The sequence below is a fragment of the Parafrankia irregularis genome, assembly GCF_001536285.1.
Taxonomy (GTDB): domain Bacteria; phylum Actinomycetota; class Actinomycetes; order Frankiales; family Frankiaceae; genus Parafrankia; species Parafrankia irregularis.
Genome location: NZ_FAOZ01000016.1, coordinates 38253 through 53853 on the forward strand (window position 1 = coordinate 38253; position 15601 = coordinate 53853).

The 15601-nt window shown below is 71.9% G+C and carries 14 protein-coding genes; 10 read left to right on the plus strand and 4 right to left on the minus strand.

Going from position 1 to position 15601, the window contains the following annotated elements; genetic code table 11:
* Genes AWX74_RS22540 through AWX74_RS22565 form a run of 6 tightly spaced genes read left to right on the plus strand, consistent with a single transcriptional unit; the run spans position 1 to position 6894 of the window.
* Positions 1 to 1086 carry an ABC transporter permease gene (locus AWX74_RS22540; protein ID WP_091280401.1) on the plus strand — a complete coding sequence of 362 codons (1086 nt, stop codon included), beginning with the start codon at positions 1 to 3 and terminating at the stop codon, positions 1084 to 1086.
* Positions 1083 to 2060 carry an ABC transporter permease gene (locus AWX74_RS22545; protein WP_091280403.1) on the plus strand — a complete coding sequence of 326 codons (978 nt, stop codon included), beginning with the start codon at positions 1083 to 1085 and terminating at the stop codon, positions 2058 to 2060. The genes AWX74_RS22540 and AWX74_RS22545 overlap by 4 nt, the downstream gene beginning before the upstream one ends.
* On the plus strand, positions 2053 to 3120 hold the full coding sequence (locus AWX74_RS22550; protein ID WP_091280405.1) for an ABC transporter ATP-binding protein: 1068 nt from the start codon (positions 2053 to 2055) through the stop codon (positions 3118 to 3120). The genes AWX74_RS22545 and AWX74_RS22550 overlap by 8 nt, the downstream gene beginning before the upstream one ends.
* Complete coding sequence (locus AWX74_RS22555; RefSeq protein WP_226930753.1) at positions 3117 to 4553, plus strand: ABC transporter ATP-binding protein; 1437 nt, start codon at positions 3117 to 3119, stop codon at positions 4551 to 4553. Before AWX74_RS22550 ends, AWX74_RS22555 begins: the two co-directional genes overlap by 4 nt.
* 6 nt (positions 4554 to 4559) lie before the next feature.
* Positions 4560 to 5684 carry an LLM class flavin-dependent oxidoreductase gene (locus tag AWX74_RS22560; protein ID WP_091280408.1) on the plus strand — a complete coding sequence of 375 codons (1125 nt, stop codon included), beginning with the start codon at positions 4560 to 4562 and terminating at the stop codon, positions 5682 to 5684.
* 43 nt (positions 5685 to 5727) lie between these two features.
* Positions 5728 to 6894: an LLM class flavin-dependent oxidoreductase gene (locus AWX74_RS22565; protein WP_091280412.1), complete on the plus strand. Its 1167-nt coding sequence runs from the start codon at positions 5728 to 5730 to the stop codon at positions 6892 to 6894.
* Between the two features lie 134 nt (positions 6895 to 7028).
* Here the strand turns inward: AWX74_RS22565 and AWX74_RS22570 are convergent, their stop codons facing one another.
* From AWX74_RS22570 to AWX74_RS22580, 3 genes are all read right to left on the minus strand, one after another.
* A complete protein-coding gene (locus tag AWX74_RS22570; protein ID WP_165615736.1) occupies positions 7029 to 7544 on the minus strand; it encodes a pentapeptide repeat-containing protein in 516 nt (171 codons plus the stop codon).
* A 966-nt stretch (positions 7545 to 8510) separates the two neighbouring features.
* The gene (locus AWX74_RS22575) at positions 8511 to 9074 is read right to left on the minus strand and encodes a cupin domain-containing protein (protein ID WP_091280417.1); all 564 of its coding nucleotides are present in this window, start codon (positions 9072 to 9074) and stop codon (positions 8511 to 8513) included.
* Complete coding sequence (locus AWX74_RS22580) at positions 9074 to 10012, minus strand: LysR family transcriptional regulator (RefSeq protein ID WP_091280420.1); 939 nt, start codon at positions 10010 to 10012, stop codon at positions 9074 to 9076. Before AWX74_RS22580 ends, AWX74_RS22575 begins: the two co-directional genes overlap by 1 nt.
* 497 nt (positions 10013 to 10509) lie before the next feature.
* On the opposite strand from AWX74_RS22580, the gene AWX74_RS22585 reads away from it, so the two are divergent.
* The 3 genes from AWX74_RS22585 to AWX74_RS22595 all read left to right on the plus strand — a co-directional run bounded on the left by AWX74_RS22585 (position 10510) and on the right by AWX74_RS22595 (position 13256).
* A complete protein-coding gene (locus tag AWX74_RS22585) occupies positions 10510 to 11877 on the plus strand; it encodes an NtaA/DmoA family FMN-dependent monooxygenase (RefSeq protein WP_226930754.1) in 1368 nt (455 codons plus the stop codon).
* 102 nt (positions 11878 to 11979) lie between these two features.
* Entirely contained in the window at positions 11980 to 12771 is a 792-nt protein-coding gene (locus AWX74_RS22590; RefSeq protein WP_091280423.1) for an alpha/beta hydrolase, read from the plus strand.
* A complete protein-coding gene (locus AWX74_RS22595) occupies positions 12765 to 13256 on the plus strand; it encodes a flavin reductase family protein (protein ID WP_091280426.1) in 492 nt (163 codons plus the stop codon). The genes AWX74_RS22590 and AWX74_RS22595 overlap by 7 nt, the downstream gene beginning before the upstream one ends.
* Positions 13257 to 13309: 53 nt before the next feature.
* On the opposite strand, the gene AWX74_RS22600 is transcribed toward AWX74_RS22595, so the two are convergent.
* The gene (locus AWX74_RS22600; protein ID WP_091280430.1) at positions 13310 to 14254 is read right to left on the minus strand and encodes a glycoside hydrolase family protein; all 945 of its coding nucleotides are present in this window, start codon (positions 14252 to 14254) and stop codon (positions 13310 to 13312) included.
* A 223-nt stretch (positions 14255 to 14477) separates the two neighbouring features.
* On the opposite strand from AWX74_RS22600, the gene AWX74_RS22605 reads away from it, so the two are divergent.
* Complete coding sequence (locus tag AWX74_RS22605; RefSeq protein ID WP_091280611.1) at positions 14478 to 15413, plus strand: sulfotransferase family protein; 936 nt, start codon at positions 14478 to 14480, stop codon at positions 15411 to 15413.
* The last annotated feature ends 188 nt before the right edge of the window (positions 15414 to 15601 follow it).

Sequence of the window (15601 nt, forward strand, 5' to 3'; positions counted from 1 at the left end):
ATGACCACCCTCGACGTCGTCGGCTCCGGAGGACGGGGCCAACCGGAGCCGTCGCAGCCGTCGCAGCCGTCGCGGCCGTCGCGGCTTCCGGGGGGCGCGGGCCTGCTGCGCCGCTGGCGCCCATCGGGCCTGTCCGGGCTGGCCCGTGGCCTCGGGCAACTGCTGGCGGTGGGGGTGCCGGTGACACTGCTGGCCACCTTCATCACCTACGGCATGACCGCACTCACCGACAGCAACCCGGCTGCGACCGTGCTCGGGGATCTCGCCACGCCGCAGGACATCGAGCGGATGAACCACCAGTTCGGGCTGGACCGGCCGTTCCTCGTCCAGTACGTGAGCTGGCTCGGCAACGCGCTCACCGGGGATCTCGGCTACTCCTACTTCACCACCCTGCCGGTGCGGGACAGCGTCGCGCAGGCCCTGCCGGTCGACCTGTCGATCACGCTGGTGGCCGCGGTGGTCGCCATCCTCGTCGGCGGGGTGACCGGGATCGCGGCGGCGCTGAACAACGGCGGGCGGCTCGACCGCGCGGTCACGGCGGTGTGCGCAGTGGCGTCGACCATCCCGCCGTTCGTCGTCGGGATCGGTCTGATCATCCTGTTCGCGGTGACGGTGCCCGTGCTGCCCTCCGGCGGCTACGTGCCGTTCACCGAGGACCCCGGTCAGTGGCTGAAGTTCGTGATCCTGCCGGGGATCGCCCTCAGCGTGGAGTTCGGTGCGGAGCTCACGCGCCAGATCCGCACCTCCCTGGTGGGCACCCTGCGGGAGAACTTCGTGACCGGTGCCACCGTGCGGGGGCTGTCGGTGCGCAGGGTCGTGTTCGGCCATGCGCTGCGCAACGCCGTCGGACCGGCGCTGACCGTTGTCGGCCTGTACGTGCCGCGGCTGATCGGCGGTGCGGTTGTCGCCGAGGCGGTCTTCAACCTGCCCGGTCTGGGGCAGCAGGCGCTGCAGGCCGCCGAGCGCGGTGACATTCCCGTCATCCAGGGCGTTCTCGTCACCTCGATCGCACTGGTTCTGGTCTGCAACGTCGCGGTCAACGTGGCGCTGGTGCGGCTCCGCCCCGCCGCGGAGCGGCGATCATGAGCGTGCTGCGCCGGATGATCCGGCTGCGTTCGGTGCGCCTCGCCCTGCTGGTCCTCGCCGTCGTCGCCGTCCTCGCGGTCGCCGGCGGCTCGCTCGCGCCGCAGGACCCGATCGCCCAGGACCCGAAGGCGATCCTGCAGAACCCGAGCGGCGCCCACTGGCTGGGCACCGACTACCTGGGCCGCGACGTGCTGAGCCGGCTGATGGACGCCACCGGCCGCTCGGTGGTCGGCGCGGCCGAGGCGGTCGGCGTCGGGCTCCTGCTCGGTGCGCCCGCGGGGCTGGCGTCGGTGGTGTTCGGCCGGGCCTTCGAATGGCTCGCGCTGCGGATCAGCGACGCGCTGCTCACCCTGCCCTACATCATCTTCGCGATCGCGGTCACCGGGATCATCGGCAACGGCATCCACCAGGCGATGCTCGCGATCGGCCTGGTGCTCGCCCCGAACTACTTCCGGATCACCCGGGCCGCGACGCTCGGCCTGGCCTCCTCCCAGTACGTCGAGATCGCCGAGCTGGTCGGGGCGTCCCGCTGGTGGATCCTGCGGACGCACATCTGGAACAAGGTGCTGCCCACCATCGTGGTGACCGCGGCGAGCGGGGCGGCGGCGTCGCTGCTGGTGGTCTCGTCGCTGTCGTTCCTCGGCATCGGGACGAAGCCTCCCGCGCCCACCTGGGGCGGAATGCTCTCGTCGGACCTGAACTACCTCGCCCAGCGGCCCTGGGCACCGCTCGCGCCCTCACTGGTGATCATCATCACGGTGGCTGCGCTGAACGCGCTCGCGGACGCGCTCCGTGACACCACCGGCATCGTCACCGGCGATCCCGGTGGCAGCGGCCGTGCCCGCGGCGGCGACTCCGCCGACACAGCCCAGACCAGCTCCGCCGCGACGGCCACGGCCACCGGGCCCGTCGAGACCACCGCGGTGGCGACGTCCTCCATACCCCGGCAGAACCGGGAGGTGCGCGATGCCTGACGACCTGCTTCGGGTCGAGGACCTGAACATCACCGTCGGCGGCGCGCCGTTCGGGCGGCGCCGGCGCGCCCGCGACGTCGGCGGAGTCCCCGCAGTGCAGGGAGTCTCGTTCACCGTCCGGCGCGGCGAGGCGGTGGGGTTCGTCGGCGAGTCCGGCAGCGGCAAGACCCTGACCTGCCGGGCCGCCCTCGGCGTTCTCGCGCCCGGCTGCACGGTCAGCTCCGGTGAGATCGACTTCGACGGGACGTCTCTCGTCGACCTGCCCCGGCGCCGCTGGGACGGGCTGCGCGGCACCCGCATCGGTGCGGTCTTCCAGGATCCCGGCTCGTACCTCAACCCATCCCACACGGTGGGCCGCCAGCTCGCCGAGCAGTTCCGGATCAAGGTCGGGCATCGCCGCCGCGAAGCCCGCCAGGCCGCGATCGCGCTGCTCGGCACGCTCGGCCTGCACCAGCCCGAGCTGGTCTACCACCAGTACCCGCACGAGCTGTCCGGCGGCATGCTGCAACGGGTCGTGCTCGCGATCGCCGTCGCCGGTGAGCCGGACCTGCTCGTCGCCGACGAGGCGACGACCGCGCTCGACGTCACCGTGCAGGCGGAGGTGCTGGAGGCGCTGGACCTGCTGCGCGCCGAGCGCGGCCTGGCGATCCTCGCCGTCTCCCACGACCTTGCCGTGATCGCGCAGCTCTGCGACCGGATCCTGGTCTTCTACGCCGGCGAGATCGTCGAGGCCGGGCCCACGGCGGACGTCCTGGCGAACCCGCGCCACCCCTACACGGCGGCGCTGCTGCGAGTCGCCTCCGTCGGTGACTGGCGGCGCCGTGAGCTGGACGTCATCGACGGTGCCGCGCCACCGGTGGGCGCGCGGATCACCGGCTGCCGGTTCGCCGACCGCTGCGCCTTCGTCACCGACGCCTGCCGCGCGGCGCCGGTGGAGCTGCGGGCGGTGCCGGACGCGCCGGCCGGTACGCCCGGGGGAGAGCGGTTCGCGCGGTGCGCCCGGCTGGGCGAGATCGAACTGACGCCCCGTGTCCCCGAGCGAGCAGGAGCACCCGCATGAACGCCACCAGGACCGCCGTTGTCACGGAGCCGTTCCCGGATGGTTCCGCGGAACCGCATCCGGACGGTTCCGCGGAACCGGTTCCGGTGGCTGCCGCGGCGCCGCTGCTGGACGTCCGTGGCCTGACCGTCTCCTTCCGGGCCCGTAGCGGGCCGGGACGGCGCACGACCGTCCTGCGGGACGTCTCGCTGGCCGTCCGTCCCGGCGAGATCGTCGGCGTCATCGGCGAGACCGGATCGGGCAAGACCACCCTCGCCCGCGCAATCGCCGGTCTGACCCGGACCGACGCCGGTGAGGTCGAGGTCGACGGCCGGGACGTCCGCGGCCTGCGCCGCCGTGCCCGCCGGGACTTCCGCCGCAGCGGTGCCATCCGCTTCGTCTTCCAGGACCCGCTACGCGCCCTCGATCCCGATCTCACGATCGGCACCAGCATCGCCGAGGGGCTGGCCGTCGCCGGCCGCGGCAGCCGCGACGACCGCCGCGCGGCCGTCTCCGACGCGCTGCGCAGGGTCGGCCTCGACCCCGCGGTGGCGGACCGCCTGCCCGGGGCGATCTCCGGGGGCCAGCGGCAGCGGGCGTCCATCGCCCGCGCGATCGTCGACGACCCGCGGCTGCTCATCTGTGACGAGCCCGTCAGCGCGCTGGACGGATCGAACCGCAACCTCATCCTTCGGCTGCTGGACGGGCTGCGCCGTCAGCCCGCCGATCTCGCCCATCCTGCCGTTTCCGCCGGCGTAGCCGATGCGGACCCTGGCCGTGGCCGGCTGGGGATCATCATCATCTCGCACGACCTGAGCTCGCTCGCCGGCATCGCGGACCGGGTCGTCGTCCTCTACCGCGGCCGCGTAGTCGAGGACGGCCCGATCGCCGAGGTGTTCGACCGGCCGCGGCATCCCTACACCGCGCTGCTGATCGCCTCGGCACCGAGCATCCGCGACGAGGACGGCCCGACCCCGCCGCAGCTGCGGCGGCCCGCCGGCGGACCGGGTGCCGAGCGGCGGCCCGCCGACGCCTGCGGCTTCGCGCACCGGTGCCCCTTCGCCACCGACGCCTGCGACCACACCCCTGCCGCGCTGCCCGCCGCGGCGGGCTGGACCGTCGCCTGCCATCACACCGAGACCTGGCGGTCCTCGCTACCAGCAGCATCGCTGCCGGTGACATCGCCACCGGCGGTCGCGCCACCGGCGGCCTCGCTGCTGGCGGCGCGACCGCCGGCGGCTTCACTGCCGGCGGACCTCGACCTGCCGGTCCGGCGCCGCGACGCCGCCAGGCCGTCGATCTCCGCCGCCGCGGGGCCGGGAGCGACTGCCACTTCCACCGCACCTGCCAGCGCACCCGCCGCGGCATCCTCCACCGCACCTGCCCCCGCGCGCGCCGCGGTCGACGCGGTCGACGCGGGTGCGGCGCTGACCGCCCTGTCCACAAAGGAGTGAACAACGATGTCCGTTGAGTTCATCGGGATGGTTTCCACCTCGGCCGGGAGCGAGTCCCAGGGCTCGACCGGCCCCGTTGTCGACCCGGACTACCTGGACGGGTTCGTCCGCGCCCATGAGGAAGCCGGCTTCGACCGGGTGCTGGTCGCGCACGCCTCCTTCATGCCGGACGGTTTCGTCGTCGCCGACCAGATCCTCGCCCGCTCGAAGAAGCTCGGCGTCCTGCTCGCGCACCGGCCCGGTTTCGTCGCCCCGACCATCGCCGCGCGCAAGTACGCCACCATCGACGCGTTCAACCCCGGCCGCATCGCCCTGCACGTCATCACCGGTGGGGACGACGCCGACCAGGCCCGCGACGGCGACCTCACCGACAAGGCCACCCGCTACCGGCGCACCGACGAGTTCCTCGACATCCTGCGGCGCGAGTGGGAGTCGGCCGCCCCGTTCGACTACGACGGCGACTTCTACCAGATCCGCGGCGCCTGGTCGGCGGTGCGCCCGCCCGCCGGACGCATCCCGATCTACTTCGGTGGCGCCTCCGACGACGCGGTACGGGTCGGCGGGAAGCACGCCGACGTCTACGCGTTCTGGGGCGAGCCGCTGGCCGGGATCGTCGAGCGCATCCGGCAGGTCCGGGCCGCCGCCGCCCCGTACGGGCGTGACCCGCGGTTCAGTGTCAGCCTGCGGCCCATCCCCGCCGACACCGAGCAGGCCGCCTGGGACCGTGCCGCCGAGATCCTGGAGCTCACCCGGGAACGCAGCGCCGACATCCAGAAGTTCCTGAAGGGCTCCGAGCAGGTCGGCAGCCAGCGGCTGCTGAAGTACGCCGACGAGGGCGACGTCCACGACAAGCGGCTGTGGACCGCCATCGCCAAGGTGACCGGCGCCGTCGGCAACTCCACCGCGCTGGTCGGCAGCTACGAGCAGGTCGCAGAGGCGCTCGTCGACTACGTGAACGTCGGCGTCTCAACGCTGCTCATCCGCGGCTTCGACCCGGTCGCCGACGCCCGGGACTACGGCAGCCTGGTGAAGCTCGTCCACGAGCGGACCGCCGACCGTGACCCCGTCACCGGCTCCGGCTCCGGCACACCGGCTGTGACCGCGCCCGCCGCGGCCCCGGCGTCCGTCTGACCTGAATCTCACTGGAAGCCGACGAAGGCGAGCAGGAGCTGACATGGCCATCGAGATCCTCGGCATGGTGGGAACCAAGGAGGTGTCGGAGACCCGCGGCTCGTACTTCGACGGCCCCGCGGTCGACGCCGCCTACCTGACCCGGTTCGCGCAGGCGCATGACGAGGCCGGCTTCGACCGTGTCCTCATCGGCTACGGGGCGACGGCACCCGACGGGTTCGCCGTCGCCGGCCACGTGCTGGCGCACACCCGGCGCCTCGGCGTGCTCATCGCGCACCGGCCCGGCTTCGTCGCGCCGACCCTGGCCGCCCGCAAGCTCGCCACCCTCGACCAGCTCAGCGGTGGTGGACGGGTCGCCATCCACCACATCTCCGGCGGCAACGACGCCGACCAGCGCCGCGACGGCGACTTCGCCGACCACGACACCCGCTACGCGCGCACCGCGGAGTTCATGGACGTCCTGCGGCGCACGCTCACCTCCGACGCGCCGTTCGACCACGAGGGGCCGTTCTACCGGTTCGAAGGCGCCTACAGCTCGGTGAAGCCGGCGACCGCCGCCGGCATCCCGCTGTTCTTCGGCGGGCAGTCCGAGGCGGCCGTCGAGGTGGGTGCCCGGCACGCGGACGTCTACATGCTGTTCGGTGAGCCGCTCGAACAGACCGCGGAGCGCATCGCCCTGCTGCGCGCCCAGGCGGCGAAGCACGGCCGCACGCTGCGCTTCAGCCTCTCCACCCGGCCGATCGTCGCCGCGACGGAGGAAGCCGCCTGGGCCCGTGCCGAGACGATCGCCGCCGAGACCCGCCGCCGCGCCGAGGCCGCGCGGGTGAGCGCGGCACTGGTCGCCGGGCCAGCCGGGTCATCGGGGCCAGCGGGGTCGGCGGGGTCGGCTGCGGCGGGCAGGGCGCTGTTCGCGACGTCCGGCTCTGTGGCGTCCGCCCGGCTGCAGGAGGTGGCGGCCCGCCAGCAGGTGTACGACGAGCGCCTCTGGTTCGGCGTCACCGCGCTGACCGGCCCCGGCGGCAACTCCTCCGGCCATGTCGGCACCCCACAGCAGGTCGCCGACGCGCTGCTGCGCTACCACGAGATCGGCGTCGACACGTTCCTCATCCGCGGCTTCGACCCCTACGACGACGTCGTCGACTGGGGCAGGGAGCTGATTCCCGCCCTGCGGGCCGGCGCCTCCCGCGCACGCGAGGTGGTCCACTCCTGACTGGGGTCGATGACACGGCAGGCGGCTGACCTCCTGAACGCGCAAGCGCAGGTCAGCCCGCCTCCGCCTCCGTAACCACCGGCCGATGTGGCTGACAGCTGACGATCGAGCCTCGTGGGGCCCCGTCGCGATGGCTATTCCTCGTCGAGCACCGTGATGCCCAGGGCGCCGGCCAGGGAGTAGGCCAGCGCCACCATGTCGCGGCTGGCGACCCCGGCGCCGGCCATGCTCGTCACCCCGTTCACCCCCACCAGCACACAGTCGAGGAGCCGGGCGCCGTCCATCTTCGCGCCGGAGAACTGCGCGCTGGTCAGGTCGCAGTCCTCGAACGTCACGCCACGCAGGTCGGCATCCTGAAAATCGGCCTGCTTCAGATTGCAACCCTCAAACAGCACGTTCGCCGCGGTGGTCGACCGGAAACGGGTGAGATCAAGCCGGCAGTCCCGGAAGATGACATCGCGCAGCCGCCCATTCGTCCAGGCAACCCCCGTCATCCTGTTCGTCGTCACTGCAACCCGGATCAGCGACGAGTTCATCGCCCGGAGATTCGACAGGTTCGATCGCTCGATGACGGTGTTCGTCACCATGGCTCGGGTGAGCCGTGTGCCACTCAGGTCGACACCCGTAAGACGGCAGGTGTCGATTTCCACCGCCTCAGCCCTCTGGTCGGCCAGATCGGAACCGTCGAAAAGAAAGTTCGTGTAGACGCCGTCGTCGGTAATCGCCGAGTCCGTGGCCGTGAGTGAAGCCGGAACGGCGGGTGCGGCAGGTCGCCGCTCGGATGCCCCGCGTGGAACTCTGCTGGGAGGCGTGTAAGGCATGAGGCGCAGTGTATTCCCGGCGCGCCCGATCCTCGTGGGCAGGATCCGCGGTGGATCACGCTGTGTTCGACCGCTATCGAATTCCGCCTGCCGGGTCTCCGTTCGGTGGAATCGGATCCCTCGGGTGCGTGCGTGGCGCTAGCATTGAGCCTGCACCACAGTGGATGCGGACACTGCACGCGACCGCGTCGGTACGCCAGCCATCCTGCGCGGTCCCCATCCGCCGGTCATCGGACAGCAGGCAGGGCCAAAAGGGGGAAAGGGTGGCTGGCCTACCAGTGCAACCTCACGGTGCCCGCCTGATCCGCCTGGCCCGTCCATGTCGCTGCTGCCGTTTTCGCCGAGCAAGAAGTATGGATTGTAACTGCCGGGGAGCCGGTCACGGATTGGTGCCGATCAAGATCGATAGTCGGTGGGCGGGGAGGTTCGCCCCCCATGAACGTGGCCCGACTTCCGGGAGCCCGGCAGCCCGGCAGCCCGGTAGCCCGGTTTGGCGAGTCGCAAAAGTGAAGAATTTTGGTTGTTCCCGCGACCGAAATCCTTCTTTCTTGCGACTCGCCAGGCAATTCTGCAGCCTCTTTTGCCCCTTTTGGGGTGAACTGCTGGTGCTGTGCGGCGGTGCGGGCACCTCGATGGAGATGGTTGGCGGTGCGGGTGCGGTTCGCCTTCCGTCGGCACGGGCCGCGGATCCGCGACTTCTCGGGATTTCGCTACACGTGCTCTCGGGCGACCGCAATCCTCAGGTTCTCGCCCGATGGGGGCAGGGAAGCGGGCGGGCTCGCGTTCCGATTCCGGTCAGCACTCCGTGCCAGGGGTGCCATGGGTGCCGGGCGTGCCCGGGGCGTCGAGGCGGACCTCGGACCAGCCGAGGTCGCCGAGGTTGACGACGATCGCCTCCTGGGTGGTGCGGGCGATGACGACGACCGCCTCGGCGTCGGGGTCGGGGTTCTCCTCGCGGTGCGGCACATAGGGCGGGACGAAGATGTAGTCGCCGGGGGAGGTCTCGACGCGGGTCTCGACCGGTTCGTCGCCGTCGACGTCGAGGAACACGAAGGCCGGGTTGCCGGAGACGATGTAGATCGCGGTCTCCGACGCGCCGTGGTGGTGGTTGCCGGACGCCGTCGACGCCGGGACGTGTGTCTGCCCCATCCAGAGGCTGCGGGCGCCGACGGTCTTGCCGCTGACCGCTTCCAGCCGCCGCATGCCCGAGGTCTGCGTGGTGTCGCCGACGAGGGCTGAGGGGGCGATGTGGAACAGGCGGCGGTGGAACGGGTCGATGTCGGCGGGCAGCATGACGCCGCTGGGCGTGCGGACGAACTCCCCGCCGGTGCTGCCGGCGGGGACGTGGATGGCGGGCATCAGACTCCCTTGCTGGTGCTGGGTTCGAGGTGCGCATCCACCGGTGCGGCCAGGGGTGCGGGCGGCAGGTCCGAGGGTGCGAGGTCCGCGGGTGCCAGGAGCAGCTGACACAACGCCTCGGCGACGCGCCGTGAGATCTCGGTGGGCAGGCTCTGCCGGGCCCACAGCGCGATCGGCAGGGGGGCCGGCTGGGGCAGGTCGTCGCGGGCGACGAGTCCTTCCGGGGTCTGGCCCAGGGTAGCCATCAGCCCGACGCCGAGGCCGGCCCGGACGGCGGCCTGCACACCGGCGAGCTGGACGGCCTCCGCTCCGATCACGGTCGGGATCGCGTGGAAGGACAGCGCCTCCAGCGCGCGGTTGCGCAGCGAGCAGGGCTGGTCGAAGACGACCAGCGGGACGGGCTGGGACAGGGACGGCCGTTCCCAGGTGGGTGCGGAGTACCAGGTCAGTTCGAGCTGGCCGACCGGCCAGGCGCGGGGGTCGTCGGCCGGCCCGAGCAGCAGGGCCAGGTCCACCTGGCCGGTGTCGAGGCCTTCCCGCAGCCGGTTGCCCCGGTCGATGCGGAAGCGCATGACCTGGTCGGGCAGCTCCTGCTCCAGGACCCCGTTGAGGGGCGGCAACAGCTGCGCCGCGGCGTGTTCCGTCGACCCGATGATCACCGGTTCCGCGGCCTGGGGGACGAAGCTGTGCAGGGTTTCGTCGTGCAGGCGGAGGATCCGCCGGGCCTGGCGGAGGAGGTGCTCGCCGTCGCGGGTGAGCCGGGAGCCGCGCCCCTGCCGTTCGACCAGGATGCGGCCCGTCGCGGCCTCCAGGCGGCGCACATGCTGGCTGACCGCCGCCTGGCTGAGGTGCAGTGCGGACGCCGCGCGCTGGAAGCCGCCGCAGTCCGCGACAGCGACGAAGCTGCGCAGCGGGGCGATGTCCAGGGTGCGTCCCACCAGGTCAGGCTACCTAGCGGCCACACTATCTACACCGAAATGGTAAAAATAATCGCGGAACGCTATAGATCATCATTGCGAAGCGTAGTTGGACACCGCCGGCCAAACGGACGCATGCTGGGCCCATGAACCGGTCGGAGATCGTAGCGGCGGGCGTCGGCTGGCATCTGATCGACCTCACCTGTCGCGGTGCCGCCGTGTGTCGCGGTGCCGCAGTGCGCTGCCGCTGACTGTGTCCCGCCCGCTGTCAGCCCTCTGATCAGGCGTTCTGCCGGCCGGGCTGCACCGGTTCGCCGCGCGGTCGGTCCAGGGGCCGGTCGCCGCACTGAGTACATGGCCCGCTCGGGCCGCTGAGGTCGCTGGTCCGCCCGGCTGTGGATCGTCGCCGATTCGGGGTGTCGGTCCGGCATGCCCGGCGCAAGATCGTCACTTTGGGTGTTGGATCACCCGGCCTGAGGGCGGTCCAGCGCGTGTTGCCGACCAGGAAAGGTCCACCGATGTCTGCTCGCACGCTGAAGCCTCGCACGTTGAAGCTCGGTGCCGTCCTGTTCGGGGTCGGCGGGCCAGGGCAGCACAACACCTGGCTCAGCCCTGAGATCCCGGGCGATGCCAGTGTGGACGTCCACTGGTACATCGCCCGCGCGCAGGCCGCCGAGGCCGCGAAGTTCGACCTCGTCTTCATCGTGGACAGCCAGTTCATCACCCCGGACTCGCCGCACCACTACCTCAGCCGGCTCGAGCCGCTCACGCTGCTGTCCGCGATCGCCGTGCACACCAGCCACATCGGCCTGGTGGGGACGATCACGACGTCCTACAACGAGCCGTTCAACGTCGCGCGCCGGCTGGCGTCCCTCGACCACATCAGCGGTGGGCGGGCCGGCTGGAACGTGGTCACCAGCGGCGACGCGGGCACAGCGGGCAACTACAGCCGGGACGAGCACTACGACTACGCGACCCGCTACGGCCGGGCGCTGGAGCACGTCCAGGTCGCGCGGGCGCTGTGGGACTCCTACGAGGCCGGCGCCTTCCCCCGGGACAAGGAACGCGGCGTGTTCTTCGACCGCGACCGCCAGCATGCGCTGAACCACCGCGGCGAGTACTTCTCGGTGGTCGGCCCGCTCAACCTGGAGCGCACCCCCCAGGGGCAGCCGGTGATCTTCCAGGCGGGGGACTCCGAGGAGGGCCGTGACCTCGGCGCCAGCGTCGCCGAGGCGATCTTCACCCACGCCGAGACGCTGGAGCAGGCACAGGCGTTCCGCACCGAGCTGCGGGCACGGGCGGCCGCCAAGGGGCGCGACCCCGACCAGGTGCTCGTGTTCCCGGGCATCTCGCCGATCATCGCCGACACCGACGAGCAGGCCCGCGAGATCCAGCGGGCGACCCTGGGCGCGAAGAGCTTCGCCCGGGCACTGGCCGAGCTCGGCCGGCCGTTCGGCTGGCACGACTTCTCGCAGTACGACCTGGACGCACCGTTCCCCGAGGTCGGTGACGCCGGTGCGCTCAGCTTCCGGACCCAGGCGGAGGCGATCAAGAAGCATGCCCGGGAGAACGACCTCACCCTGCGCCAGGTCGTCGAGCACCAGCTCAGCGCGCAGTACGCACCCTTCGTCGGCTCGGCGCGCACCGTGGCCGACGAGATCGAGCGCTGGTTCCGCGCCGGCGCGTTCGACGGCATCAACATCATCGTGACGGTGCCCAGCGAGTTCGCGCGTTTCGTCGACGAGGTCCTGCCGATCCTGCGCGAGCGCGGCGTCGTGCGGGACGAGTACGAGTCCACGACGCTGCGCGGCAACCTCGGGCTGCCCATCCCCGAGAACCGCCACACGGCGGCCCGCCAGCAGACGCTGCAGCCCGCCGGTGTGTGACCTGACCTATCACCTCACACTCATCACCCAGTTTCCTGCCGTGGCGGCGCACCGTCGTACCGCGGCCCACCGCACAGCCCGAACCGGCGGGAGCCCGACACCATGACCGACCACCTCGACCACCTCGACTTCGAAGCCACCGGCGGCCTGCGCACCCGCGGGACCGTTCTGATCGTGCCGGGCCGCGGTGAGAGCCCGGCCGTCTACCGCCGCTTCGGCGCCCGCGTGGCGTCGGACACCTATCGGGTGCGGGTGACCGAAGCACCGGTGCTCGATCCGGCCGACCCGGTAGCCTCCCTCGAGGTGATCGCGAAGCAGCTGGCCGAAGCCGCCGCCGGCGTGGGAGACGAGCCGACCCGGCCGCTCGTCGCGGTCGGTTCGGACACCGGCTCGGTGGCGCTGGCAGCGCTCGCCGCGCTCGCCGCCGGTGGTCAGCGCGGCGTCTCCGACGTCTGGCGGCCGGACGCCCTCGTCCTCGCCGGGCTGCCCGGCTACGGCGCCCACGCCACCGGCGGGTGGGACGACGAGCTGAACGCCCGCACCCACTGCCCGGTGCATCGTGGTGTGCTCAGCGACGACCCGGCTGTACAGCGGGGCAGCCTCGGTGACGTCGTCCCCGACGCGCTGCTCGACCTCGCCTACGGCAGCACCGCCGCGCTGCCGCAGCTGCTGCTCGTCGGCGACATCGACCCCGTCGCGGACCGTGAGGCGCTCAGCCGCGCAGCGAAGGCGCTGCCGAACGCGCGGCTGACCGTGGTCCGCGGCGCGCACCACGACGTGCTCAACGACGTCCACCACCGGTCGGTCTCCGCCGAGGTCGTCACGTTCCTGGAGGCGCTGCGCAACGAGCCCTCACTGAGCCCGATCATCGTCACGGAGGCGAGCAGATGGTGACAGCCCTGCCGGCGCTCGACCCCAGGCGGCTGCGGCACGTCTTCGGTGCCTTCCCGTCCGGGGTCGCCGCGGTGGCCGCCCTGGTCGACGGCGCACCCGTGGGAATCGCGGCGAGCTCCTTCACCTCCGTCTCCCTCGAGCCGCCGCTGGTGTCGCTGTGCGTCGCGCACACGTCCAACACCTGGCCGGTGCTGCGCAGCGCGGCCCGCATCGGGGTGAGCATTCTCAGTGCGGACCAGGACCGGGCGGCCCGCCAGCTCGCGGGGCGCGGTGGTGACCGCTTCGCCGAGCTTCGCTGGCGCGTGAGCGAGCACGGCGCCGTCCTGCTCGACGGGGCGAGCGGCTGGATCGAGACCAGCATCGAGCAGGAGGTGCGCGCGGGTGACCACGACGTCATCCTGCTGCGGGTGCACGACCTCGACGCCGACCACGGCATCAGCCCACTGGTGTTCCACGCCAGCCAGTTCCGCCGCCTCGAGCCCTGACCGCCGCGCGGCGCCGCTCAGGGTGGCGATGCGATCAGCTATCAGATCAGCGATCAGCGTCCAGCGCCGTCCGCGGCACTGGACGCGGGGTGGAGCTGTGAGCGCAGCTCGTGGGCGCCGTCGGGGCGGGCGATCTCGTAGTACGTCCGGTAGCCGCCGCCGGGCAGCTCGACCACGGAGAGGTAACGCAGCGCGTGATCGGCATCCAGTGACTGGGCGGCCGGTTCCACCCCGACCGCCTCGAAGTGGCCGGGGCCCGTGCCGAACGCGACACCGGTGCGCTCGGCCCAGTTCTCGGCGGCGCTGGCCCGGCCGTCGTAGAACGCCACCGCCCGGTCACCGTCGAGAAGGACCGAACTGATCCGGACCCCGCGGGCGTCCCAGTGCCCCGGGCGCGGCGCCAGCGCGACGCCGTGCCAGGTCCAGGTCAGACCGTCCGGGCTGGTGGCGTAACGGCTGTCCATCCGGTCGGTGGCGGTGTCGTCCTCCAGCGGGTGGCACGACGCCCACAGATGCCAGCGGCTGCCGTCGTACCTGATCACCGGGTCCTTCACCGCGGTGCGCGCGTCGCCGGGCAGCACGGTCTGGCGGCGGGTGGCGTCGAAGCCGGCGGGGGAGTCGGCCTCCAGGACGTCGACCCACCAGTGGTAGCTGTCGGGGGTGGCGCAGCTGACGTAGAGCCGCCAGGTGCCCTGCGGGGTGACGGCCAGCGCCGCGCGTTCGAGGGACTCGGCGCCGAACGGGCCGCGGGTGATCGTGGCCAGCTGGGTGAAGTTCTCGCCGTCGGTGGACGAGGCGACGATCACCGCGTAGCCGCGCCCGCGCCCGATGGGCCGGCGCAGCCGATAGGTGAGGTAGTAGACGCCGTCCACCAGGATCGCGCTGGGCGCGCCGGCCCAGTAGCCCGGGCCGTCGCCGGGTGGGCCCACCACGATCGTCCCTGTGTCGGGCAGGGGGAGGGGAAGGTGCTCGGCCCGTTCGGCGTGTCCGGTTGTCACGAGGCAATCCTACTTAGCCGGTAAACATGGTCGGAGATGCGGGGGGCTCACCGGCGTTCCGCCGGTGTCGGGTTGTCGCCGTGCGGCCTCGCTCACCTCGGACTCCTTTCCACTATTTCTATCGAACTTATCGGTTATGCTCCGGATGACGACGCGGCGCCGGGTCGTCACCTGCCGTTACGGCAGATTCTGTGTCGTGTCGCCCCACCAGGAGCGTGTCGAGATGCCCCTGCCCGACTTCCTCGTCATCGGCGTCCCCAAGGCCGGTACGACCGCCATCCACGCGGCACTCAGTCGGCACCCGCAACTGTTCCTGTCCCAGGTCAAGGAGCCGAAGTACTTCCTCTCGGACGGGCCGCCGCCCGCCTGGCGCGGGCCCGGTGACGTCCAGACCAGCCAGGAACACGTGTGGCGGCCCGCGGACTACGAGGCGCTGTTCGACCAGGCGCCACCCGGAGCGCTGCGCGGCGAGGCGACCCCGTTCTATCTCTACGACCTCGACGCGCAGAACCGGATCCGTCGGCTGCTGCCGAAGGCGCGGCTGGTGGTGCTGCTGCGCAACCCGGTCGACCGGGCCCACTCGAACTGGACGCATCTGTGGGCCGCCGGGCTCGAGCCGGAGCGGGACTTCGTCCGCGCCTGCGCGCTGGAGGAGAGCCGTCGAGCCGCCGGCTGGGCACATTTCTGGCATTACGTCTCGCAGGGCCTCTACGGGGAACAGCTCGCCCACCTATTCGAGCTGTTCCCGCGCGAGCAGGTGCTCCTGCTGCGCTACCGCGACCTGCGCGACGATCCGGTGGCCACCCTCGACCGGGTCTGCGAGTTCCTCGAGGTCGAGACCGGGCTGCTGGACGTCGTGCCCGCACAGAACGTCACCCCGTTCGTGGCGGACACCCGGCCGAACGCCGTGCTGCGGGCGGTGCTGCGCACGGGCGGGCGGTTCGGCCAGCACTTCCCGGTGCCGGCGCGCCGGGCTGTGCGGGGTCCGCTGCTCACGCTTCTGCAGCGTGAGCGGGGCGGGCGCGCGAAGCTGACCCCGGCCGAGCGGGCCGCGGTGCTGCCGTACTTCACCTCCGACATCGCCCGCCTGGAGGAGGTGACCGGTCTGTCCTACGCGGACTGGCTCACCGTCGGCCTCGAACCGGACGTGATCGACTAGCGCGGCGTGTGCCCCGAGGCCGCTGCTGGAAGATCATGGGATTTTGGTTGTCCTGGCGACCGCGATCCTCAACTCTTGTCTGGCAGCAATGGGTTCTTGGGGTGTGCCCCGAGGCCGCGCCAGTCGCGCCAGTCGCGCCAGTCGCGGCCCGGCGCCGGGCCGCGACTCGAAGAGCTCTGGGCCCCGGG